The following is a 21,446-nucleotide window of genomic DNA, read 5'->3' as shown; positions in this document are numbered from 1 at the left end:
GACGGCCGGCGGCCGTCACCCCCACCGTGCCTGTGGCCCAGGGGCGGGGAGGAACTGCGCGCCGATGGCCTGCGGCAGCGCGTTGGCCGTGGAGCCGTGCACGAACGAGTCGAGGATGCGGCGGCGGCCGTTCGGAGTGAGGTGACGCGCCGCCCGCACAGGCCCGGAACGCGGCGCGGACCGGGTGATGGTGGACCCGGGTACGATGGGCACGAGTCTGCTCCCTGGCGCTCTTGGCCGCCTGTTCAGTAGTACATGAACGTGGGGATCAGGCCGCCGCCGCTGGCATTCGGTACCGTTACCAGCCCGCCGGCGCCGACGCCCCTGCTGTTCGCGACGCTTACCACGTCGTAGACCGAGCCGTAGTTGCCCATCCAGTGCCACGAGGGGTCGGCCTTCTTCTGAGTCGCACAGGCATTGGCGAGCTTGATGCCTTCGTGGGCAGTGAGAACTTGGTCGGCCCGCGGCATGTAGCAGCCGGCGTTCGGCGTTGTCGGCGCCTTCGACGCGGGTGTGGCGGGAGCCGGAATGGCCAGGCCGATCAGCAATGCCGCGGGCGCGGCCGCGATGGCGAGGGCGCGAAGTCGGTTCATGGTTGACCTCCCTAGCTAGCCACCTGTCTCGGAACCGAGATCTGAACCGACCGTAGAGTCGCCAGATGGAGTACCGCCATTTGGATGCGTCCGTTCGGGTGATGGCGAGGTGTCGATTCGCAGGTGCTATTTGGCGCCCGCCGCTGCCACTACCAGAACGCACCTCAGGACACTGCACGCAACCTGTGGAATTCGAAGGTTGCGCCGTCAATTAACGCCGGGTCGACTGAGCCTTCAACACGGGGGCGCGCGAGCCGACCGCGGACGAGTTCCCTTCAGCCCAGTTCGGTGTCCAGCCACTGCAGGACGTCGGGCGTCACGGCGTCGACCAGGTCGGCGAACTCCTCGTGCCGCTTGAGGAACTTGGCCACGTACGGGCAGACGGGCACGATCCGCTTCCCGGAGTCGCGTACGTCGGTGAGGGCCTCCTGGACCAGCCGGGAGGCGAGGCCCTGTCCGGCGAAGGCGTCGTCGATCTCGGTGTGGTAGAAGACGCGCTGCTCACCGCGGTCGCGGTAGGCGGTCAGTCCGGCGCGCTCGCCGTCGACGCGTATGTCGTAGCGATTCCTGGCGTCCACGCGTTCGACGACGGGAACGGGGGAAGGCTGGCTCATCGGGTGCCTTTCTGGCGGCGTCAGCGACGCGGTGGATTCCTGCGCGGCGTGAGGGTCGCATTCGGCAGGACGGGGGCGGGGAGACGGGCTCCCGGATATCCTTCGACGGCGCCGAAGCGATCGGAAGAGTTCTGCCAGTCCTCGCGGGCCCTGACAATGTCCTCGTGGCTGCGGCCGATGAAGTTCCACCACATGACGATCTCCTCCTCGAAGGGAGTTCCGCCGAGGAGGACCGCCCGTGCGGTGTCGTCCGACTCGTTGGTCAGGGTCAGCGTGCCGGGGCCGGGGTGGACGTAGCCCAGCTCGGCGGGCTTCAGGTGGACGTCCGCGAGGCGGACGGCGCCCCGGTCGACCAGCAGGCCGTGCTCGAAGCCGGGGTCCACGGCGAGCGTGAGGGCCGCGTGCGGCTCGAGGACGATCTCGGCGCCGAGCAGGGGCGTGAAGGTCGGCACCGGGGAGGCGGCTCCGGCGAGGGCACCGAGGAAGACCCTGATCTCGGCGCCGTCGGTCCGTACCGGCTCGGGCACATGGTGCTGGAAGTCCCGCGGGGCGGCCCGGTGTCCCTCCGGCAGGGCCACCCACAGCTGGACGCCGTGCAGGACGGTGGTCCGCGGGGTGGAGACCTCGGAGTGGCTGATGCCGGACCCGCCGGTCATGAGGTTCAGCTCGCCGGGCCGTACGAAGGCGTGGCTGCCGAGGCTGTCGCGGTGCTCGATCTCGCCGCTGAAGAGCCAGCTCACGGTCTGCAGCCCGGTGTGCGGGTGCGGGGCGACGTCCATGCCGCCGGTCGCGGCGACGTCGTCGGGGCCGTAGTGGTCGGCGAAGCACCAGGCGCCGATCAGGGTCCGGGCGCGCTGCGGCAGCGTGCGCCGCACGGTCATCGCCCGGGGGCCACCGAGGGGCACATCGCGCGGGGTCAGGACGTCGACCCGGGGCGTCCCGGCCGCCGGCTCCTCCTCCGCCGCCGCCGTACCGCAGCGCACTTCGACGGGCTCCGTCTCGACATTGCTCATCGTGGACCACCTCTCGACCGCTAGTTGTTCTATATTCAACCATCATGCGGCCGGACGGGCCCGGGCGCCATGCCGATTCGTCTACGGGCTACAACCCGTGCGCTCCTCGGCAAGCCACTCCCCCGGACCCTCCCTACGGTCGTCAGCACCTCGGCCCGCCCCAGGACGGACCGAAACAACCGAACCGAACCGACGCAGACAGGGGGACGGCATGACACACGAGCCCGCCGAGGCCGCGGACGAAGATCCGATCGTATGCAGGACGAGCGTCCACGTCACCGTGGCCGACGATCCGCCGGTGCCGCTCCCCGCCGAGCTGCGGTACTCGGCGGCCGACCCTTACGCCGTGTGCCTGTCCCTCGGCGCGCCCACCGCCCCCTCCGTCGACTGGGTGTTCGCCCGGTCGCTCCTCGCCCAGGGGCTGCGCCGGCCCAGCGGGTCGGGGGACGTCGTGGTGTTCCCGAGGCTCCGGCCCCGTTCCGACGCGATCCGCATCCTGCTCAGGACCCGTGCCGGGGCGGCGGTCCTGGAGGTCGCCGGCGCCGCCGTCACCGCGTTTCTGCGGCGCGCCGATGCGCTGGTGCCGCCGGGCACGGAGCACCGCCACATCGATCTGGACCGCGTCGTCGAGCAGTTGACGGCCGGCAGCGAGTGACCCGCCCGGTGCGCTGACGAGCACCCGTACGTGCGCTCCCGGGCAACCCGCCCCCTGTTTCCGCCCCTAGCGTCGACCGCGTACACAGCACGCCATCCGCAGGAGGCACCCCATGACCACCAGCACCAAGCCCCCGAGCAGCCAGCCGTGGCTGCACCAGAAGGGTGAGGTCATCCAGGAGTTCGGAACCGTCAAGCAGTTCCCGCTCGCCCTGTCCTACGAGGCGCGCATGTACTCCAGCCAGCGCCTGAACAAGGTGCTGGCGGACACCCAGATCCTCCACGGCCTGTACAAGAAGCACCACTGGATCATGCGGGGCGCGACCTTCTACCAGCTGCACCTGCTCCTGGACAAGCACGCCGGCGAGCAGCTGGAACTCGTGGACACCCTCGCCGAGCGCGTCCAGACCCTGGGCGGCGTCGCGGTGGGCGACTCCCGGCACGTCGCCGAGATCACCTCGATCCCGCGCCCGCCGGACGGTGCCGAGGAGGTCCCGGCGATGCTCTCGCGACTGCTGGAGGCCCACGAGACCATCCTGACCGAGGCCCACGACGCGGCCGCGCGCGTCGCCGAGCTGGGTGACGACGGCACCAACGACCTGCTGGTCTCACAGATCATCCGCACCGGCGAGCTGCAGGCCTGGTTCCTGGCCGAACACCTGGTGGACACCCCGCTCGTCCGCTCCTGAACCGGGCGGGGGCCGCCGAAGGCGGACCGGGCGGGGGCGGGGGCGCGCGTGACCGCGATCCCGCCGGGTGCGTCCGCGCCCCCGCCCGCCCGCCATCCCGTCACCGGTGCACCTCGGCACCGGGAAACCCTCTGTACCTGCTGCCGGCCCAGCTGTACTGGAGTGCCCCTCGCCGGTGATCGCGCCGCAGCATCAGGACGTCGGCCTGCCGTCACGGACGGGCCGACGCCACCGCCCGGCCGGCCCGGTCCAGCAGGCGGGCTCGTCTGCGGGGCCACCACACGAGGTCGGCCAGGCAGAGGGCGACCACCAGCCACGAGGAGATCATCTCGCCGGTGGTCCCGGTCAGGGTGTCGTACCCGGCGAGGGCGATCACGAGCAGGGTGACGACCAGGACGACCCAGCGGCGCAGCCGGTCCTCCTCCGCGGCCCGCCGCAGGGCGTCGGCGTACGCCACGACCGAGGGGGCCAGCCCGGGATCGGCGGGCGGCTCGCCCCGCCGGGTGGCGCGTACCACCGCCGCCCGGTCGGCCCGGCTCAGGTCCTCGGCCTCGGGCCAGAGCCGGCTCATGCGGCGTGGCACGCGGATCCCGTAGAACAGGCCGAGCACCACGAGGACGACCATGGCGCCCGCCCATGCCCCCGACTCGACGAGGACGAAGGCACCGAAGAAGACGCCCGTGGCGAGGCCGGCGCCCACGCCCCGGCCCACCGTCCCCCGCTGCCACAGCCAGCCCGGAACGAGAATCACCCGTCAACGGTGGCCAGCGCCCCGCGCGGACGCAATCACCGCACCGGCACGTCGGACCCGGCACACGCGCACGGCGCACCGCGGCGGACGGCCTCGGCGCGCACGCGGGACGTCATTCCGGCTCCCGGCCGCTGATCGTGCGGGTCCAGCGGGTGCGGGTGGCGCCGAAGCCCGTCTCGTGGTCCCAGATGTGGGTGCACGAGGGGCACTGCAGGTGGAGGAGGCTGCCGGTGTTGGAGAGCAGGTAGCGCCAGTGGTCCGTGCACCTGCGGCCCTGCCGGCAGGTGGCGCAGGCGAGGTGGTCCTCGCAGTTCGGGCAGGTCACCCAGGCGCGGCGCCCGATGTCCGCCTGCGGGTCAAGCGGCAGCACTGCCGCTCCCACGCACCGGGAGGACCCCCGCTTCGACGAGGGTGTCGTACAGCCGCTGCTGTTCCTCGTCGAGGCCCGAGTACAGCATGTCGTACGCCTCCTCCTCGCCACGCAGCGCCTCGACGGGGTCCCAGTCGGCGCCGAGCGCGGCCATGACGTGGGTCCGCCGGGTCATTTCATGGCCGGTGAGGTCTACGGCGAAGTCGACGGGCTCGGGAGGAAGTGCGGCGTCTTGGGTGGACATATGACCGAACTTAGGTACAGTTTTCGGCCACGCCAAGGGCCCGTGGGACACATCACACCGAGCCCGGCAGCCTCCTCCCCCTACCCCTGGTCTCACGGATTCACGTGATGTGGCGGCCACGCCACGCTGGCAGGGTGTGTCCGGAAAGCGCACTTGCGAAGGGCGGAGATCATGGCGCCGCAGGCAACAGCACCGGAACCCGGAACCCGGGGCACCCTCTACGGACGCGGGGGCGGTGTTCCCGACAGCGCCCCGGGTGTTGTCCGTCAGCGAACGGCCCGGCGGGCGCTCACCAGCGGAGCCCTGTGAAGTCGATCGGGCGCGGGCGCAGCAGGCGGGTGCGGTCCGTCAGGGCATGCAGCCGCCGGGACATCTCGTCGGCCGGCAGGCGGCGCCGGTCTCCGTGGCCCGGCAGGACCCACTCGAACCGCAGCCGCCCGGCCGTCCTGGCCAGGGACGCGGCCAGTTCCTCGATGGAGTACCAGGTCACGCTCTCGGCGACTTCCAGGTCACCGGTCGTACGCGACCAGTAGAAGCTGTCGCCGCTGAAGCAGTACCGGTCGTCGGCGAGGTAGAGGACGCTGCCCCGGGTGTGTCCGGGGAGGGGGTGGACGGTGACACCCTCGGCGATCTCCAGCGGTTCGAGCCCGCGGATCACCTGGTCGGCGTCCGGGGCGGCGTCGAGGTCGCCCTCGTGGATCCACAGCCGGGCGCCGAAGTGGTCGGCGTAGCGGCGGCCGTGTGCGGCGTGGTCGCGGTGGGTGAGCAGCACGTCGGTGACGGGGCCCGAGGCCGTGTAGCGCTCGGCCAGGGTACGGCTCCAGCGGGGCGTGTCGAACATCATGCTGGTGCCGGAGGGCCGCAGGAGCAGGTAGGAGTTGGCGCCGGCGGTGTGGGGCGAGTTGTGCCCGCAGATCAGTACGCCGTCGTCCAGGGGCATCGGGAACGGGTCCAGCGACTGGTCCGCGCGGCCGGTCACCGGCCGGATCGAGCGGGTGGGGCACGCGAAGACGGCCGCGTGTAAGCGCCGGTTCTCCGCCTCGTCGGCCGGCGGGCGCAGGATGCGCGACTTCCCCTCGGCCTCGCCGATCAGCTCGGGTGCGAACTGCCGGGCCACATCGCAGTTCGTGCAGCGGTCGTCCACGTACCATCCGTCCAGGGCCGGACTCCTTCCACGGGGAAGCGGCCTCGGCGGAGGCCGTCCTTCCAGGGGTATCCCGTCGGCCGTCGAATCGGTAGGCCCCGCTGACCTTGTGTTTCCGGCGCCGGTCCACTCTCACCAGGGGATTCCGCGCGGGGAACAAAGCAGCCGAATCCGGGAAACCCGGTCTCCCGGGCCGGCGGTTCAGGGCCGTACCTCGAAACCGCCCCGCCCGTCGAACCGCACCTCGTGCACCGCGTCGAACCCGTCCGCCGCCGTCGGCCTGCGCAGCCGCTTCAGCGTGGCGAGGACGCCGACGTCGGGAACCCGGTCGCGGCCCTCGCGCCCGGCGTTGCGCCCGAGGGAACCCGCCGCGTCGGGCGGGAACCAGTAGGCCGTCACGGTCGCGCCCCGGGCGTGGGCCGCCTCCACCAGCGGGCCCCACTCCTGAGGCGACGGGTTGATGTTGTCCACGGCCACGGCCCGGCCGGCCGCCAGGTGCTCCGCCAGCAGCCGCATCTGCCGGCGCTGCTTGTTCCGGGCACCGCGCGGGAACAGGTCCTTGCTGACCAGCTCGTACCGGTCGGACAGGCACTGCGCGTAGAAGGAGGTCTTCCCCGAGGCCTGTAGCCCGACCAGCACCGCCACGTCCGGTGCTGTCGCCATACCCGCCACGATGGCACGCCCCCGGCGGCCCGGCGAACACCCCCGACCGCTCAGCGTGCCCGCGCCACGGACGACGCCGTACCGGAGACCCGCGCCCGGGGCGTGCGCCCTGCCGTGCGGGCCACGAGGAGCACGACGAGTCCACAGCCGGCCACCAGGAGCCAGCCCGGGCGGGAGGCGTGGGCGAGCCCGGCCGGACCGGTGTCCGCGACCAGGCCGCCGGCGAGGGCGATGCCGAGGGCGGCGCCGACCTGGCGTGCGGTGGACGTGATCGCGCCCGCCACGCCGGCCCTGGCGGGCGGCAGCCCGCCGACCGCGGTGTTGGTGATCGGCGCGTTGGCGAAGCCGAACCCGATCCCGATGAGCAGGTAGGCGAACAGCAGCAGCGAGAGGCTCGTGTCCCCGTCGAGCCCGGCCAGGCACAGCCCGCCGGCGGTGAGGAAGCCGCCCGCCAGGCACAGCGGCAGTCGAGGGCCGCTACGGCCGACCAGGCGGCCGGACCACGGGGCGCAGACGGTCGCACCGACCGCCATCGGCAGGGTCGCCGTCCCGGCGGCCAGCGGACTGAATCCCCGAGCGTGCTGCAAGTAGAGGGTGTTCAGCAGCAGCGCCGCGTTCAGGGCGACGAACACGGCCACCGCACCCAGGACCGCGCCGCTGAACACCGGGCCGCGGAAAAGCCGGGGGTCGATGAGCGGCTCGTCCCGGCGCAGCTCCAGCCACACGAACCCCGCCGTGGCCGCGGTGGCGACCGCGTAGGCGGCCAGCGCTGCGACCGACGCCCAGCCGATACGCGGCCCTTCGATGAGGACGCCGACCCACACGCCGATCGTGACGGTCAGCAGCAGCTGCCCCGGAACGTCGGGCCGCCGCGCCTGCCGGGCCCGGGACTCGGGCACGAACACCGCGCTCAGCACGAGGGCGGCCACGATGACCGGTGCGTTGATCCAGAACAGCGACCGCCAGCCGAGGCCCGCGACGAGGGCGCCGCCGGTGACCGGGCCCGCCGCCATGCTGAGCCCGAACACCGAGGCCCACACGCCGATCGCCTGCGCCCGCTCCCGCGGGTCCGGCATCGCGTTCACCACGATCGCGAGGGCGACGGGGCTGAGCATGGAGGCGCCGATTCCCTGCACCGCGCGGGCCGCGACCAGTGCGCCCACCGACGGGGCCAGCGCGCAGGCCAGCGAGGCCACCCCGAAGACGGTCAGCCCCCACTGGAACACCCGCCGCCGCCCGAACCGGTCCGCCAGCGCGCCGGAGGAGATCAGCAGACCGGCCAGGACGATGGTGTAGGCGTCCACGGTCCATTCGAGGCCGCGTGTCCCCACGTCCAGGCCGCGCCCGATCGCGGGCAGGCCCACGTTCACGATGGTGGTGTCCAGACCGACCAGGAACATGCTCAGACAGCAGACGGCCAGCACCGTCCAGCGTCTGCGTCTGCTCAGCGCAGGGGGTTGGGCCAGGGACATCGTCGGCACGGTCATCGTCCGCCTCTCCGGTACGCGGGTCGTGTACCGGGCCAGGCTCGGGCAGGACGGCGCTGACCGGCCAGCATCTTTGCCGAGACCGCAAACGACCGGCGGACCGGCCGTCTCCTCAGTGCGTGCCGCGGCTTCCCAGGAGGCCGATGACCTGGGGCCGGACGAAGTCCCACGTGGTGGCGGGCAGTTCACCGAGAGCGGTGCCGCGCAACGCGTCGAGGGTCGCTTCGGCGCCGGGCTCGCACGGGGTGGTGCCGCTGAGGACGTCGTAGCCGTCCCGTACGGCGACGCGCAGGCGGTCGGGAGTCCCGTGCCCGGCGTGCAGGGCCGAGGCCACGACGAGGGGCGGCGCTCCGCCCGCCTCGCCCGGCAGCTTGCGGTACGCGGAGGCGATCGGCGGGCGCCAGCGCAGGCTGAGCAGGACGGGACGCTTGGCGACCACCTCGGCCAGGTCCGCCTCGCGGACGCCGTCGGGTTCCAGGACGGTCGCCCGGGCGTCCAGGACGAGTGCGGCGGGCAGCAGGCAGCGCAGCGAACTGCCGACGATGTTGCCACCGACGGTCGCCGTCCGCCGCACCGCACCGGTGCCGACGGTGCCGGCGGCCAGCCGCAGGACGTCCGGCACGGTGGCGTCGATCCGGTGCAGGAGCACGGCACCGCCCACGGTCTCCGGGCCCAGAACGTTGGCCTCCGGCAACTCGCGGAGCGAGAAGGCCAGTTCGGGGAACCCGTCCCGCTGCCAGGTGGCCCACACGAGCGTCGCCCCGCCGATCGGTACGGCCCCCTCGGCCAGGCATTCCCGGGCTTCCGACACGGACGTGGGCAGACGCAACAGCACGGCGGGCCACCTGCCTTTCTCGGCTCGGACGACGGGCGGACGGTGGCGGCCGCCGCCCGCCGACAGCGCAGTCTTGTCGCAGGGCAGGGGGCGCATACAGGGCTCACACGAGCATGCGCCGCGCGCTCCACGGCCGGGGTGCCTGGCGCTGTCCGGGAGTTGGGGAAGGGGAAAGCGGCTGTTGCCTCGCGTACGCACGCCCTGCCCGGTGTGCTGTTCGAGGTCGGTCGCCGTCCGGCCGGCCACGGCGCAGGGTCCGGCCGCCCGCCCGGAGGACGCCTGAGCGGCCGACCGGCCTGACGGCCCTTAGGGTGGGTGTTGTGACCGGTGACACTGATCTGCGCACACTGCTGAGCGACATGCGGCCGGAGCTGAACCCGGGCCGCTATGTCTTCACCATGGCCGAGGGCGGCGTGCCCTCCGGGGTTGCTCCGGTGGTCACGGTCGCCGAGCGGGAGGGCCTGACCCTCGTGGTGCCGCAGGCGGACGCGGACGCGGCCGGGATGGCGTACGACTATGTGGCCGGGTGGATCACCCTGCGCGTCCACTCCGCGCTGCACGCGGTCGGTCTGACCGCCGCGGTCGCCCGGGCTCTCGCCGACGCGGGCCTGAGCTGCAACGTCGTCGCGGGCTTCCACCACGACCACCTCTTCGTGCCGTACGGGCAGGCCGAGCAGGCGGTGGAGGTCCTGCGCGGGCTGGCGGACGCCGACCGCTGAGCTGTACGGGCACTCGGTCGCGGGCAGGAAAAAGTCCTGCCGGGCCGCGGGGCCCGGCAGGACTCATCGGTCACACCGTGTGCCGCCAGGGCCTCGCTTCCGGCTCTTGCCGGTGTCGCGGGGCCTGGTCGGCCGGGTGGTGCGGTCGGTCGGAGCCGGCCTGATAAGAAAGGCCCTAGCCGCGGCGCCCGGCGGGATCGTGGGCGGTGCCGTCCCGCTCCTCGTCACCCCGGACGGGGCCGGAGCCTCCGGTGCCGGCGGCCGGCACCTCCGCCCGGTCCCCGTGGCCCGGCCACCAGGCCGCGTGGCCGATCAGGGCCGTGAGGCTCGGCGTGAAGAACATCGCCATGATGAAGGCGGCCACCGCGATGCCGAAGGAGACCGCGAAGCCCATCTCCGAGAGCAGCGAGTTGCCCGCGAGCATCATCGTGGCGAAGGTCGCCGCCAGGATGAAGCCCGCCGCGGCCACGGTCGGCCCGGCGTGCCGGAGCGCCATGCCGGCCGCCTCACGCGGCTCCCGGCCCTCGCGGGCCTCCTCCCGCAGCCGGGCGATCATGAGGATGTTGTAGTCGGTGCCGATCGCGACCACGAAGAGATACATGATCACCGGCAGCATGAACATCAGGCCCGAGTGACCCTGTCCCTCCTGGAAGATCCACACGGTGGCACCGAGGGTGGCGCCGAAGCCGAGGCCCACGGAGGCGATGAGGTACCAGGGGGCGACCACACTGCGCAGCAGCAGGCCCAGGATGACCATGATGAGGAGGGCGGCGACGGGGAAGACCGTCCGGTAGTCGTGGTTGACCGCCGCGTCGATGTCCTTGTAGATCGAGGACATGCCGCCGACCAGGGCCTCGGTGCCGTCGGGCGCCGCGGAGTGCGCGACGTCGCGGACCCGGCCCACGGCGTCGATCGCCTTGTCCGTCGACGCCTCGTACTTGAGCGTGACGGTGAAGTCCGCGGTGGTGCCGTCCTTGTTCAGCTGGGTCATTCGGGCGTTCGCCACGCCGTCCACGGCGCCGAGCTTCTGCGCGTAGGCGTCGAAGGCGGTCCGCTCCAGCGGCTTGCCGTCGGTGCTGGACAGGTAGACGTCGGTGGGTGCAGCGGCGCCCGCCGAGTACGCCTTCTGCATCTCGTCCTGGACGACCATCGACTCCTTGGTCTTGGGCATGGAGCCGGACGCCAGGTCGAAGGTGGCCTTGTAGCCGAGGATGCCGGTCGACAGGGCGAGCAGGACGAGTCCGGACGCGACGGCGGTCAGCGCCGGGCGGCGCTGGACGCCCCGGCCGAGGGCGGCGAAGCGGGCGTTCTGCGGTTCCTTCTGCCAGGACTTCGAAGGCCAGAAGACCTTCGGTCCGATGAGCGAGACCACGGCGGGGATCAGGGTGAGGCCCGCGACCAGGGTGGCGCCGACCGCGATGGCGAGCGCCGGGCCCATCTGCTTCAGGAAGCCCAGCGTGGACAGCACCAGGGCGAGGAACGCGATGATGACCGCGCCCGCCGCCGAGGCGATGGCCTCGCCGACCCGGCCCACCGCGTTGATCATGGCCAGCTTGGGTTCGTCACCGGCGCGCAGACGCTCGCGATAGCGGAATATCAGGAACAGGAAGTAGTCCGTGCCCACGCCGAAGAGCACGACGATCAGGATGGAGGAGATCGAGCTGTTGGCCTCGAGGTTGAACAGCTTGGTGGCGTAGGCGATCAGCCCGTTGGCGACGGCGGACACCAGACCGATCAGTATCAGGGGCAAAATGGCGAGGATCGGTGCCCGGAAAATGATCAGCAGCGTCACCAGGATGATGACGAAGGTCCCGATGCCGATCAACGCCTCGCCGCGCTTGGACGAGTCCTGCTGGTCGAGCGCCTGCGCGGCGGAGCCGCCGAGCTTGACGTCGAGATGCGTGCCCTTGGCCAGTTTCTTGGCCTCGTCACGCAACTCCTTCGCCGCGTCGGCCTGTTTGGGCTGACCGGCGTTCTTGCTGTCCATCTGCACCAGGGTCAGGGCATACCTGCCGTCCTTGGACGGCTGGCCGGGGACGACCTTCTGCACCTGGTCGATGTGCTTGTTGCCCAGTTCGGTGGTGATCCGGGCGACGTCCTTCTGGTCGGCGGCGGTGAGCTTGCCGCCGTCGGTGCGCTGGTAGAGCGCGATGGCGGACGGAGTGAAGGCGCTGGGGAACGCCTTCTGCTGCAGGTCCGCCGCTTTGATGGACTCGTAACTCTTGGGCAGAAAACTGCTCTCGTCACTGTTCGAGGGCAGGCTCGGGGCGGTGGCGACAATCGCCACCGCGGCGATCAGCCACGCCACTATCGTCCAAATGGGATGACGGACGACGGCGTTGCCTATTCGTCGGAACATGCGGAGGGTCCTCCTGGGAAGGAAGATCACCGCAGCCCGGGGAGCGGTCCCTGGCATCGGCGACCCGACCGGCCCGGATCCAACGGGCCGGTCGCATGGTTGTCTTGGTCTCACATCCTAGTGACCGTGAACACGCGTTCCCGCACGAGACGCGCGCGGCCGGGGCCAGACAGGCAAACCGGCCAATTTTCCGGACAAAGCCGAGGCCAGACGGTGAACGGCCCGTCAACAGCGGGCTGTCGTGCGGGAGATCGGCGCGCAGCAGACCGGCGGGGCGGGATGAACCGGTGGTGCGCGGTGGTTGACAGCTGGGCGGGACCCGACCGGCAGCGCCGTACCGAGGGAGCGGACATGACCGTGCAGGACATCGACCGAGCGGACTTCGTCAAGCAGTGGGAGGAGTGGCACCGAGCCAAGGAGGAGGTGCTGGCCGGACCGCACGGCTTCCTCGCCATCACCGGCCTGCACTGGCTGAGCCCCGAACCGGCGCGGTTCACCGACGCCCCCGGCGCCTGGTCGGCCACCGCCGACGGGGTGGTGGTCGAGCTGGCCGAGGGCGAGGAACTGACGGTGGACGGCCTGGTGGTGCACGGCCGGTACGCGTTCGGGGTCCTCCCCGAGCGGGACAGCCGGTACGTCGGCTGGGGCGACGCCGTGCTGGAGGTCGCCCGGCGCGGCGGCCACGACATCCTGCGCCCCCGCCATCCGGGCAACGCGCTGCGCACCGCCTTCCGGTACACGCCCGCCTACGACCCGGATCCGCGCTGGGCGGTCACCGGCCGCTTCCTGCCCTTCGCGGAGCCTCGACCCGTCACGGTCGGCGCCGCGGTGGAGGGACTGGAGCACGTGTACGACTCCCCCGGCCAGGTCGAGTTCGAGCTGGCCGGCGCGCGCCACCGCCTGACGGCGTTCAACGGCTCGGCGCCCGGCGGCCTCATGGTGCTGTTCACCGACAGCACCTCGGGCGTGACGACGTACGCCGCGAACCGCTCCCTTCAGATCGCCCCGCCCGGCCCCGACGGCACGGTCATCCTCGACTTCAACCGCGCCGCGAACCTGCCGTGCGCCTACACCGACCTGGCGACCTGCCCGCTGCCGCCCACCGAGAACCGGCTCCCGGTCGCGGTCGAGGCCGGTGAGCGGATCCCGTTGGAGCGCGGCGGCCGGCCCTGACCCCACGCCAGCCGCCGTACGCGCGGCCGGGACCGTACGGCAGCCGCAGCCAGCGGGTCCGCCCGGCCGGCCCCGCGGCGGCGGCCCGGCGCTCGGTCACGGCGATCATGCCGGGGTCCGGGTCCGCAGCCCACGTCGGGCAGGCTCCGGTGCCGTCGGCCGCGAGCACCTCGGCGAGACTCCGCACCAGCCCGGTCGGTTACGGCAGTCGGCCCTGCCGGTAGCCAGGGGCCGTGCCCGCGACGGGCGTCTCGTCCCGCTCCCAGTCGGTCATCGTGGCCCGTGCCCTTCCGGTGGGCGGGGATCGTGCGGACGACGGTGATGATGCCACGGCCACGAGCGCTCCCGGACGGGCGGCTGTCGGCCGATCAGGGAGTGCCTAAACCGTCCCAGCGGTTTGGTACGCGCCGACACGTGTGCCCGTCGCGCCGCATGGGAGACGGCCGTACGGGGGGAGTGTGTCAGCCGGGGACGCCGGCGAGGGCCGCCGACTTCTCGTGGACCTCGGCGATCACGCGGGCGCCCCGGTCCGGTGCGGTGTCCAAGCGGACGAGGACGGCCGGGGCGGCGATCGCGGGGAGGAGGTGGCCGTACAGCGCCGACATGCGCTCGTCCAGGTCGGCCCAGCCGGCCACGGCCTGCGAGACGAACTGCACGCCGATCCAGGCGCCGAGGAAGACCTGCGCGGTCTCCTCGGGCACGACGTGCGGGAGCACCTCGCCGCGTTGCTTGGCCTCCGTCAGGACGCACGAGGTCAGCCGGGCCCAGGCCGGCCAGGCGCTGCCCAGGACGTCCTGGCCCTGGAGGTCGGCCGAGAGCCGGACCCCGGCGAGCAGTATGGGTTCCTTGGGCAGCCGCTTGGCCAGGGTCATGCCCGCGTCCACCCACTCCTGGAGCTTGAGTTCGCGGGGCAGGTGGTACTCGGTCCGCATCTGCTCCTGGAGCACCCCACGGGCGAGGGCCGCCTTGGAGTCGAAGTGGAAGTACAGGGCGCCCTTCGTGACACCGGCCCGGTTGAGGATCTCGGCGATGGTGGCAGCCGCGTAGCCGCGTTCGGCGAAGACGGCCGCGGCGGCCTCCAGAACAGCGCGTCGGGTCCGGACAGCTCGCTCCTGCTGAGCCATGACCCTCCCTCAAGCTGAAAATTAAACCAACCAGCTCGTACCATACCGCACCGATGTCAACGGGAAGGCGAGCCGGGGCGGTTGGCCGTAGTCTGTGGGCCCGCAATGCGGTTGCGGCGCGACCGGTGTGGCCGGTGTGGTGGGTCCACGGGCGGTGTCACGGAACAGGCGCGGTGGGCCGGGTCGGGACGCGACCGCGGGGTCACGACGCGACCGGAGCCATGGCGCGGGACCGCTGTGCTCGGGGCCCTGATGCTGGCCGCCTTCACCTTCGACACCGCGGAGAACCTGCCGGTGGCCTCCTGGAGCTCGATCCGGCCGGTGCATCCGCGCAGGGGCCTGGGGATGTCGGTCCACGGCGGCGCCTCCGGGCGGCTCCTCCCGCTGTTCCGCCCCGGCTCCGGCGACCAGTGCGGGCCGGTCATCTCGCTGACCGACCGCACCGCAGCGCTCCGCTCTGTCCCGGGGCCGGGGGCTGTGGCCGGGTCCGGCGCGTCGGCGTTCCCCTTGTGGCCATGGGCACGCAACCGCGGCATGCTGCCGACGCGCCCCCGGCGAGCAGGTGTCGGACCGCGGTGCGGGGGCATCGGCGGTATATGAACGCACGCTCATGGGCACTGCAGGGACGGTTCGGGGCGCGCCGGGCAGCGGACAGCACGGCCATGGCCGTAGCGGCCCGGGCGGGCTTCGCGGCCCGCGGGCTGATCTACGTACTCGTGGCGGTCATCGCGCTGCAGATCGCCTTCGGCGGTGACGGCGGCGGGCAGCAGGCCGACCGCGGCGGCGCCCTCGGTGAGCTGGCCGGCCGGCCGTTCGGGTCGGCGATGCTGTGGATCGTGGGTATCGGGCTGGCCGGGATGGCGGTGTGGCGGCTGTCGGAAGCGGTGTTCGGCGGGCCGGGCCCCGACGGGTCCAAGCTCTCCCGGCGGGCGGCGGATCTGCTCCGTTTCGTCTTCTACTGTTTCGTCTCGTACTCGGTGCTCGCCTACGCGGCCGGGGACCGGGGCAGCGGCAGCGGGTCCTCCGACCGGCACACCGACGACGTCACCGCCCGGGTGCTGGAGTGGCCCGGCGGCCAGTGGCTCCTCGGCATCGCGGGTGCCGGGGTGGTGATCGCGGGGCTGTGGATCGCGGTACGGGCCGTGCAGCGGTCGTTCCGCAAGAACCTGCAGACCCACGCCATGTCCGGCCGGACCCGCACGGTCGTGGAGGCCCTCGGGGTGACCGGCGGTAGCGCCCGGGGTGTCGTCTTCGCCGCGGCCGGGGTGTTCGCCGTCGTCGCCGCCGTCCAGCACCAGCCGGGAAAGGCCAGGGGCATGGACGACACCCTGCGCGGGTTCCGGGACCTGCCGGCCGGGCCGTGGCTGCTCGCCCTGGTCGCGCTCGGCCTGGCCGCGTTCGGCGCCTTCTCCTGGTGCAACGCGCGCTGGCGCAAGGTCTGATCCGACGGATGCCCGCCGTGCCGCTCAGGCGTCGGAGTCGGGCTTGTTCCGTGCCGCCGCGTACGCCTGGGCCGGGGTCATGGCGACGCCGTCGAGGCTGACCGTCCTGTAGGGGCTGACCTTGGCGCAGGTCCTGGCCTGGTCGGCGGTGGAGGCGTGGGCGCCTCCGACGGCGGCCTTGGTGTCGGCGGGCGCGGGCGAGGAACCGCCGCCCGGGTAGCTGTTGCCGCTGGGCCAGTCGCTGCCGATCACGAGGGTCAGGCCGGTGCCGGTGCCCTGTTTCAGGTGCGAGGAGGGCAGGCCGAGCGTCTTGGCCACGGTCTGCGCCTCCGGTTTGTGGCCGGCGCCGTAGGTGAGGGTGGTGCTCGTCGCGGGGCTCGGGGCGTTGGCCGTGGCCGTGCCTGGACTGAAGCCCTCGTCGGTGAGGGCGGCGGCGACGGCTGAGGCGCGGCCGGCGACCGTGGTGCCGTTCTCCACGGTCACCGTGATCTGCGCGGCCGGCACGGCGGAGGCGGTGGCCGTCGCCTTCGCGGTCGCCGAGGCCGCCACCGACTTCTTGCCGGAGCCGGTGGTCAGGGACTGGTCGGCGGCGATCGTGGAGAACAGGGACCGGGCGCCGGCGCCCACCACGACCCGGTCGCTGTCGGCCGGATCGGGGGCCGTCTGCATGGTGGTGAAGGTGATCCGCTTGGTCGGGACCTTGTTCACGTCGTCCGCGAGCGCGCTCAGCTTCGCCACGGTGCCCAGGCCGTCGTCCACGGTCAGGGCCTTGGTGGCGGCGTCGGCGAGGTGGTAGACCGCGGTGGGGTCGGTGAGCGTGCCCGCGCTCTTGAACTTGCGGATCATCGCGCTCAGGAAGATGTGCTGCGAGATCGTACGGCCGAGGTCGCTGCCGTCGCCGAAGCCGTGCCGGGACCGTACGAACTCCAGGGCCGCGACGCCCTTGAGGGTGTGGGTGCCCTTGGAGAGCTTCAGGTGCGAGTAGGTGTCGTAGACGTCGTCGCTGACGCACACGGAGACGCCGCCGACCGCGTCGGACATCTTCACGACGCCGGAGAAGTCGAGCTTGACGAAGTGGTCGATGGGTATGCCGGTGAGCCGGTGGACCGTGGCCACCTGGCAGGCGGGGCCGTACTGGAGCGCGCTGTTGATCTGGCCGTAGTAGCCGGCGGTGGACCGGCCGGTCTCACTGTCCTTGCAGGCCGGGACCCGGGTCATGGTGTCCCGGGGGATGCTCATCACGGTGGCGTCGGAGCGGTCGGCGGATATGTGCAGCACCATCTGCACGTCCGCGTTGCTGCCGGTCTGCACCCCGGTCTTCGCGCAGCCGCCGCCGAGTTTGCAGTCCGTCGCGCTGGTACGGCCGTCCGAGCCCATGACGAGGATGTTGATGGGGGTGCGGCCGAAGGCGTCGGCCTTCTCCGTGCCGCCCTTGCCGTCCAGCGAGACGCTGTGGATGTTGCCGTTCAGGTGCTGGTAGAACCACCAGCCCGCGCCGGCGGTGACCACGACGAGGACGGACAGGCAGATCCCGGTGATCTTCAGGATCCGCTTGCCGCGGCCCGCCGGGCGGGCCCGGCGCCGGGACCGTGAGCCGCCGCGCGCACGCAAGGCAGCCCGGGCCGCGGCCCGGCCGCCCGGTGGACGCGCGCCGTCCGGCTCGGCCCCGCGCTGCCCGGGAACCTGTGTGCCGCGGCTGCGCGTGGCCTGGCCGGCCGGCCCGTCCCACGGGTCGCTCATCTCCCACTCCCCTGAACGGTCGCACCAGCGCTCGATTGCGTAGTTGCGCAATCTAGCAAACAGGTTGTCCGAACAGCGCAGATGCACACCCGAGTCACAGGCGGCCCAGCTCAGCGCAGCCGCACTCGCCCGCAGCGGCTCGGGAAGCGGGAGTCTACGTGCCGCTGCCGAGAGCGGGGGTCAGCCGGGGGAAGGAGCGGGCGGCGGTCAGGAAGCCCAGCGTCGTCAGCACGAACGGCCAGGTGAAAACGTGGCCGCCGGACGGGGCGAGCAGATGGGCGACGGCCGGTGTCACCGCTGTCGCCGTCGCCGCGCCGAGCAGCGCGTACAGCAGCGTGGCCGGCGCTGCCGTGAGGAACACCCCGCACAGGGCGAGGGCGACGAGCACCGCGTTGTAACCCATCGTGCCGTCGGCGATCCGGGCCGCCGGTGCGCCGAGCGCCCACGCGGTCACGATGCCGCTCGCACTGCCGGCACAGGCCACCAGGGCCGCCGCCCGGCTCGCCACAAGCAGGCCGGCGAGCAGCAGCGCGCCGACGTACCACTCGTCCAGGAAGAAGACCTCGGACACGTTGCGGAAGAACGCCCGCCACAGCTCGCCCGGGCGCAGCTCCGTCGGACCGGAGGAGGCGCGGGGCAGGACGGCGAGGCTGCCGCCGTCCGGCCGGATGCGCCGGAAGGCGGGCGCGGCGATCGTGACCGCACCGGCCAGCAGGCAGTACGGCAGGGTCAGCGGGGGCAGGTGCCACACGTGCAGCAGCCGGACCGCGGCCGCGGTGATGACCGAGGTCACGGCGCAGCCCACGGCGGCGAGCAGCACCGTGGACAGTCGGCCCGCGCCCAGGAACACCGCGAAACAGAGGGCGAGCAGGCACGAGTTGAAGCCCTCCAGTCCTGATGCGACCCGGTCGCGGGCCACGTGCAGCAGCCGGGCGGTGCCGGCGCCGAGGGCGGCGCCGCCCAACGCGTAGCAGCCGTAGCGCCAGTCGGCCGCGCACAGGGCGAGGCAGAAGACGGCGCCCGACCGCGCGTCGGCCAGGAACATCACCTGGGCCGGGCCGCGCAGCAGGGGCCGCGCGAATGCCGCGCCCCTCCCCCGCCGCCGCCGGCCCCCGTCCGACCGCCGCACGCCCCGCCCCTCCCTCGACGCACCTTTTCCGCTGTGCGGCATACATATTCCGACATGCGGTACGACTTGTCGAGCTGGGAATGCGGCGGCGCGGCCGGGGGCCGGGGCACGGCCCGGCCCGGCCCAGCCCCTGCGGTACCTACGGCAGTTTCACGAAGGGGGCCAGGAAGGCGCGGGCTCCGGGTGTGTCCAGGCGGTAGGTGACGTTCGTGGCGTAGCAGGGCGTGTCGCCGGTGATGGTGGTGGCGGCGAGGACGGTGCGGCCGCCCAGGACGGCGAAGTCAGGCCCGCCGGAATCGCCGTAGCAGGCGCCGCCGTTGCCCTGGGGAGCCGTCATGCCCAGCCGGATCCAGGCGGCGTTCAGGGCGTAGAAGGTCACCGGGGCCTTCATGCGGACGCCTCCGCCGGGGTGGGTCGGGCCGCCGGGCCCGTTGGCGGCCTCCTGCGTGCCGTAGCCGGCGACGAACCAGTGGGTGGAGTTCAGGCCCTGCGGGCCGAGGGCGCCGAGTTGGTCGGCGGTCGGCAGGGCGGCCGGGGTGAAGGACCAGCGGGCGGCGACCTTGGCGGCGGGAAGTTCGACGACCGCGATGTCGTGCGGGTCGGAGGCGGGGCCCGGGTAGTCGGGGTGGGTGTGCGCGATGCCTTCGACGGCCACGGCGTTCGCCTGGGCGGCCGGGTCTGCGGGGTGGCTCTTCGCGGCGGCGTCGAGTCCGGCCTGGACGTCTTGGTCCAGCGAGACGAAGAAGCGGACGCCGGCCGGCCAGTCGCTGGTGCAGTGCGCGGCGGTCAGGAAGGTGTTCGCGTCGATCATGGTGCCGGAGCAGACCCAGTCGACGCGGTCCGGGGTCGCCGGGTCGTTGTCGTCGTCCCAGGTGGCCACGAGCGCGCCGACCTCGGTGCGTTCGGGTGCGGGCGTGGCGTTGTACGAGTTGATCGCGGAGGAGGGCAGCGCCGCGGCGAGCACGGTGGCGCAGGCGGCGGCGGTGACGGCGGTGGCGCGTACGGCTGTCAAGAAGAACCCCTTCACTGGCTGGTGTGAGACAGGTGTTCTCCTGCGGGGGTAGGGAGCATTGAAGTGGGCGGGGCGGCCCGGGGCAAGACGGCCGTGCCGTCTTGCCCCGCGGGACCTGCGCGCGTCGGGCTGACGGCACGGCCGGCCGCTGGCTCCCGGTGGGACTGGGAGCCACCGCTCACTTCCCGGTGCTCCGGCGGCGTACGGCCACCAGCACGAGGCCGCCGAGGGCCGCCGCGCCCACCGCGCCGGCGGCCAGGAGCGGCATGCCGTCGCTGCCGGTGCTGGCGAGGGTGCCGCCGGTCGCGGTGCCGGAACCGGAGGTCGTGGAGCCGGTGGCCGCCGACCCCGAGGTGCCCGTCGTACCGGACGTGCCGCCGGACGTGCCCGTCGCCCCCGTCGCCCCCGTCGTACTGGTCGTGCCCGTGGTACCCGTCGTGCCCGTCGTGCCGGAGCCGCCCGTCGACTGGCCGTGCGGGTCGCCGCCGCCTCCCGTGCCGGATCCGCCGCTGCCGGTGTCGCCGCCGGTCGTGGTTCCGCCGGTGGTGCTGGTGCCCGGGTCCTCGCTGCCGGTGACGTCGACGGCGAGGTAAGCGGTGTCATTGGCCGGGTTCTTGTCGAACGCGGGGTGGATGCCGTACACCGAACTGGCCGTCACCCGGCCCTTGGTGTTGCGTGCCGTCTTCCCGATCTCCAGGACGAAGGTGTAGTCGAGGGACTGGTCGGCGTCGATGGTGTGGTCGGCGGGCCGGCAGACGTACCGCGGGTGACCCGGCTCCGAGGGTCCGGTCGGCCCGTCGATGCCGAACGGTTGGCAGTCCTCGGGCACCTCCTTGGCGGCGGTTCCCTCCGGGATGCGCACCATCAGGGCCGGCTGGTCGTCGCTCTCCTCCTCGCGGATCCAGCCGGGGCCGTAGTTGCGAAGGGTCGCGGTGACCGTGACCCGGCTGCCGGGCGCGCCCTCCACCAGGTCTCCCTCCGCCGCCAGGTCGGCGGTGCTGTCCGCGGTCAGGGCCAGCCGCCGGTAGCTGTCGCCGAAGCCCTCCCCCGGCGTCTCGCCGGTGCGGCCCGTGCCGTACTCGACGGCCTCCATCAGCGCCTGCGGCAGGGCCTTGAACCGTACCGGCGTGGTGATCGAGGCGCCGGGCTGGACGACCGGGTCCAGTTCGCACAGTGCCTGGCGGACGTGGTCGGCGAGGGTGGAGTAGGTGCAGCCCTTGGCCTGGTCCGGGAAGTCCAGGCCGCGGGTCAGCCGGATCCGGAAGGTGACGTGGGCCGCTGGCGCCGTGCCCTTGTTGGTGACGGTGACGGCGTGGTCGTAGAGCTCGCCCGGCTTGGGAGAGGCGGTCGGGAGGGTGGAGATCACCAGGTCGGGGGCGAGTTCCTCGGCGTGCGCCACGGGGACGGCGAGGGCGGGAACGCCGATGCCGATCGCTGCGGCGGCTACGGCCGCCGCCGTGGAACGCAGGGGTGAGCGCACGGTGAATCTCCTCTTCGGTATGCACAGGGGTATGCACATCGGCATGCCGCAAGCCGGCGGCCGGGCCCGGTACGGCTCGGCCGTCATGTACTGGACACACGAGAGGCGTGAGAGGTTGCAGGGAATTCACCGGTGTCGCGGGAGCACGGCAGGACCGACCGGCATCCTCCGTGCGATCCTGGGCAGCCTCCCGGAGAGAAAAGCTCAGGGC

The 21,446-nt window shown here is 72.6% G+C and carries 22 protein-coding genes; 5 read left to right on the top strand and 17 right to left on the bottom strand.

Translation table 11 applies throughout. The annotated features are described in order from the left end of the window. Positions 1–15: 15 nt before the first annotated feature. From ACIP4Y_RS22260 to ACIP4Y_RS22245, 4 genes are all read right to left on the bottom strand, one after another. Entirely contained in the window at positions 16–213 is a 198-nt protein-coding gene (locus ACIP4Y_RS22260; RefSeq protein WP_401396183.1) for a hypothetical protein, read from the bottom strand. Positions 214–245: 32 nt separating this feature from the next. Continuing rightward, positions 246–593 (bottom strand): hypothetical protein, encoded by a 348-nt coding sequence (locus ACIP4Y_RS22255; protein ID WP_401396098.1) that lies wholly within the window; start codon positions 591–593, stop codon positions 246–248. A 275-nt stretch (positions 594–868) separates the two neighbouring features. Then, positions 869–1,207 (bottom strand): GNAT family N-acetyltransferase, encoded by a 339-nt coding sequence (locus ACIP4Y_RS22250; RefSeq protein ID WP_401396095.1) that lies wholly within the window; start codon positions 1,205–1,207, stop codon positions 869–871. A gap of 20 nt (positions 1,208–1,227) precedes the next feature. Next, positions 1,228–2,220 carry a pirin family protein gene (locus tag ACIP4Y_RS22245; RefSeq protein ID WP_401396092.1) on the bottom strand — a complete coding sequence of 331 codons (993 nt, stop codon included), beginning with the start codon at positions 2,218–2,220 and terminating at the stop codon, positions 1,228–1,230. 211 nt (positions 2,221–2,431) lie between these two features. Between ACIP4Y_RS22245 and ACIP4Y_RS22240 the strand changes: the two genes are divergently transcribed. Next, the gene (locus ACIP4Y_RS22240; RefSeq protein ID WP_401396089.1) at positions 2,432–2,875 is read left to right on the top strand and encodes an SsgA family sporulation/cell division regulator; all 444 of its coding nucleotides are present in this window, start codon (positions 2,432–2,434) and stop codon (positions 2,873–2,875) included. Between the two features lie 112 nt (positions 2,876–2,987). Next, positions 2,988–3,563 (top strand): Dps family protein, encoded by a 576-nt coding sequence (locus ACIP4Y_RS22235; protein ID WP_401396087.1) that lies wholly within the window; start codon positions 2,988–2,990, stop codon positions 3,561–3,563. A 211-nt stretch (positions 3,564–3,774) separates the two neighbouring features. On the opposite strand, the gene ACIP4Y_RS22230 is transcribed toward ACIP4Y_RS22235, so the two are convergent. The 7 genes from ACIP4Y_RS22230 to ACIP4Y_RS22200 form a co-directional block, all read right to left on the bottom strand. Continuing rightward, positions 3,775–4,314, bottom strand: coding sequence for a hypothetical protein (locus ACIP4Y_RS22230; protein ID WP_401396084.1), 540 nt, complete (start codon positions 4,312–4,314; stop codon positions 3,775–3,777). A 112-nt stretch (positions 4,315–4,426) separates the two neighbouring features. After that, positions 4,427–4,684, bottom strand: coding sequence for a hypothetical protein (locus ACIP4Y_RS22225; RefSeq protein WP_401396081.1), 258 nt, complete (start codon positions 4,682–4,684; stop codon positions 4,427–4,429). After that, positions 4,671–4,928: a DUF6400 family protein gene (locus ACIP4Y_RS22220; RefSeq protein WP_401396078.1), complete on the bottom strand. Its 258-nt coding sequence runs from the start codon at positions 4,926–4,928 to the stop codon at positions 4,671–4,673. Before ACIP4Y_RS22220 ends, ACIP4Y_RS22225 begins: the two co-directional genes overlap by 14 nt. Before the next feature lie 289 nt (positions 4,929–5,217). After that, positions 5,218–6,087, bottom strand: a complete 870-nt coding sequence (locus ACIP4Y_RS22215) for an MBL fold metallo-hydrolase (protein ID WP_401396174.1) — start codon at positions 6,085–6,087, stop codon at positions 5,218–5,220. Between the two features lie 186 nt (positions 6,088–6,273). Beyond that, entirely contained in the window at positions 6,274–6,735 is a 462-nt protein-coding gene (locus ACIP4Y_RS22210) for an AAA family ATPase (protein WP_401396075.1), read from the bottom strand. Positions 6,736–6,785: 50 nt separating this feature from the next. After that, entirely contained in the window at positions 6,786–8,222 is a 1,437-nt protein-coding gene (locus ACIP4Y_RS22205) for an MFS transporter (protein WP_401396072.1), read from the bottom strand. Between the two features lie 112 nt (positions 8,223–8,334). Then, complete coding sequence (locus ACIP4Y_RS22200; protein WP_401396069.1) at positions 8,335–9,057, bottom strand: FAD binding domain-containing protein; 723 nt, start codon at positions 9,055–9,057, stop codon at positions 8,335–8,337. A gap of 320 nt (positions 9,058–9,377) precedes the next feature. Between ACIP4Y_RS22200 and ACIP4Y_RS22195 the strand changes: the two genes are divergently transcribed. Continuing rightward, on the top strand, positions 9,378–9,776 hold the full coding sequence (locus ACIP4Y_RS22195) for an ACT domain-containing protein (protein ID WP_401396066.1): 399 nt from the start codon (positions 9,378–9,380) through the stop codon (positions 9,774–9,776). 175 nt (positions 9,777–9,951) lie between these two features. Here the strand turns inward: ACIP4Y_RS22195 and ACIP4Y_RS22190 are convergent, their stop codons facing one another. Continuing rightward, complete coding sequence (locus ACIP4Y_RS22190; RefSeq protein WP_401396064.1) at positions 9,952–12,135, bottom strand: MMPL family transporter; 2,184 nt, start codon at positions 12,133–12,135, stop codon at positions 9,952–9,954. Between the two features lie 351 nt (positions 12,136–12,486). Between ACIP4Y_RS22190 and ACIP4Y_RS22185 the strand changes: the two genes are divergently transcribed. Continuing rightward, positions 12,487–13,308 carry a DUF1684 domain-containing protein gene (locus tag ACIP4Y_RS22185; RefSeq protein ID WP_401396061.1) on the top strand — a complete coding sequence of 274 codons (822 nt, stop codon included), beginning with the start codon at positions 12,487–12,489 and terminating at the stop codon, positions 13,306–13,308. A gap of 461 nt (positions 13,309–13,769) precedes the next feature. On the opposite strand, the gene ACIP4Y_RS22180 is transcribed toward ACIP4Y_RS22185, so the two are convergent. Then, the gene (locus ACIP4Y_RS22180) at positions 13,770–14,432 is read right to left on the bottom strand and encodes a ScbR family autoregulator-binding transcription factor (RefSeq protein ID WP_358643605.1); all 663 of its coding nucleotides are present in this window, start codon (positions 14,430–14,432) and stop codon (positions 13,770–13,772) included. Between the two features lie 662 nt (positions 14,433–15,094). Between ACIP4Y_RS22180 and ACIP4Y_RS22175 the strand changes: the two genes are divergently transcribed. Continuing rightward, on the top strand, positions 15,095–15,874 hold the full coding sequence (locus ACIP4Y_RS22175; protein WP_401396058.1) for a DUF1206 domain-containing protein: 780 nt from the start codon (positions 15,095–15,097) through the stop codon (positions 15,872–15,874). Between the two features lie 24 nt (positions 15,875–15,898). On the opposite strand, the gene ACIP4Y_RS22170 is transcribed toward ACIP4Y_RS22175, so the two are convergent. The 4 genes from ACIP4Y_RS22170 to ACIP4Y_RS22155 form a co-directional block, all read right to left on the bottom strand. Then, positions 15,899–17,614 carry an LCP family protein gene (locus ACIP4Y_RS22170; protein ID WP_401396055.1) on the bottom strand — a complete coding sequence of 572 codons (1,716 nt, stop codon included), beginning with the start codon at positions 17,612–17,614 and terminating at the stop codon, positions 15,899–15,901. Positions 17,615–17,768: 154 nt separating this feature from the next. Beyond that, positions 17,769–18,743 (bottom strand): urea transporter, encoded by a 975-nt coding sequence (locus ACIP4Y_RS22165; protein ID WP_401396052.1) that lies wholly within the window; start codon positions 18,741–18,743, stop codon positions 17,769–17,771. A gap of 139 nt (positions 18,744–18,882) precedes the next feature. Beyond that, positions 18,883–19,755 carry a trypsin-like serine protease gene (locus ACIP4Y_RS22160; RefSeq protein WP_401396049.1) on the bottom strand — a complete coding sequence of 291 codons (873 nt, stop codon included), beginning with the start codon at positions 19,753–19,755 and terminating at the stop codon, positions 18,883–18,885. 178 nt (positions 19,756–19,933) lie between these two features. Further along, entirely contained in the window at positions 19,934–21,235 is a 1,302-nt protein-coding gene (locus tag ACIP4Y_RS22155; RefSeq protein ID WP_401396046.1) for an LPXTG cell wall anchor domain-containing protein, read from the bottom strand. Positions 21,236–21,446: the final 211 nt, after the last annotated feature.

It is taken from the genome of Streptomyces sp. NPDC088810 (assembly GCF_044750305.1).
GTDB lineage: Bacteria > Actinomycetota > Actinomycetes > Streptomycetales > Streptomycetaceae > Streptomyces.
Note: the sequence above shows the minus strand (reverse complement) of the source record. Positions and strands in the feature narration are given on the sequence as shown.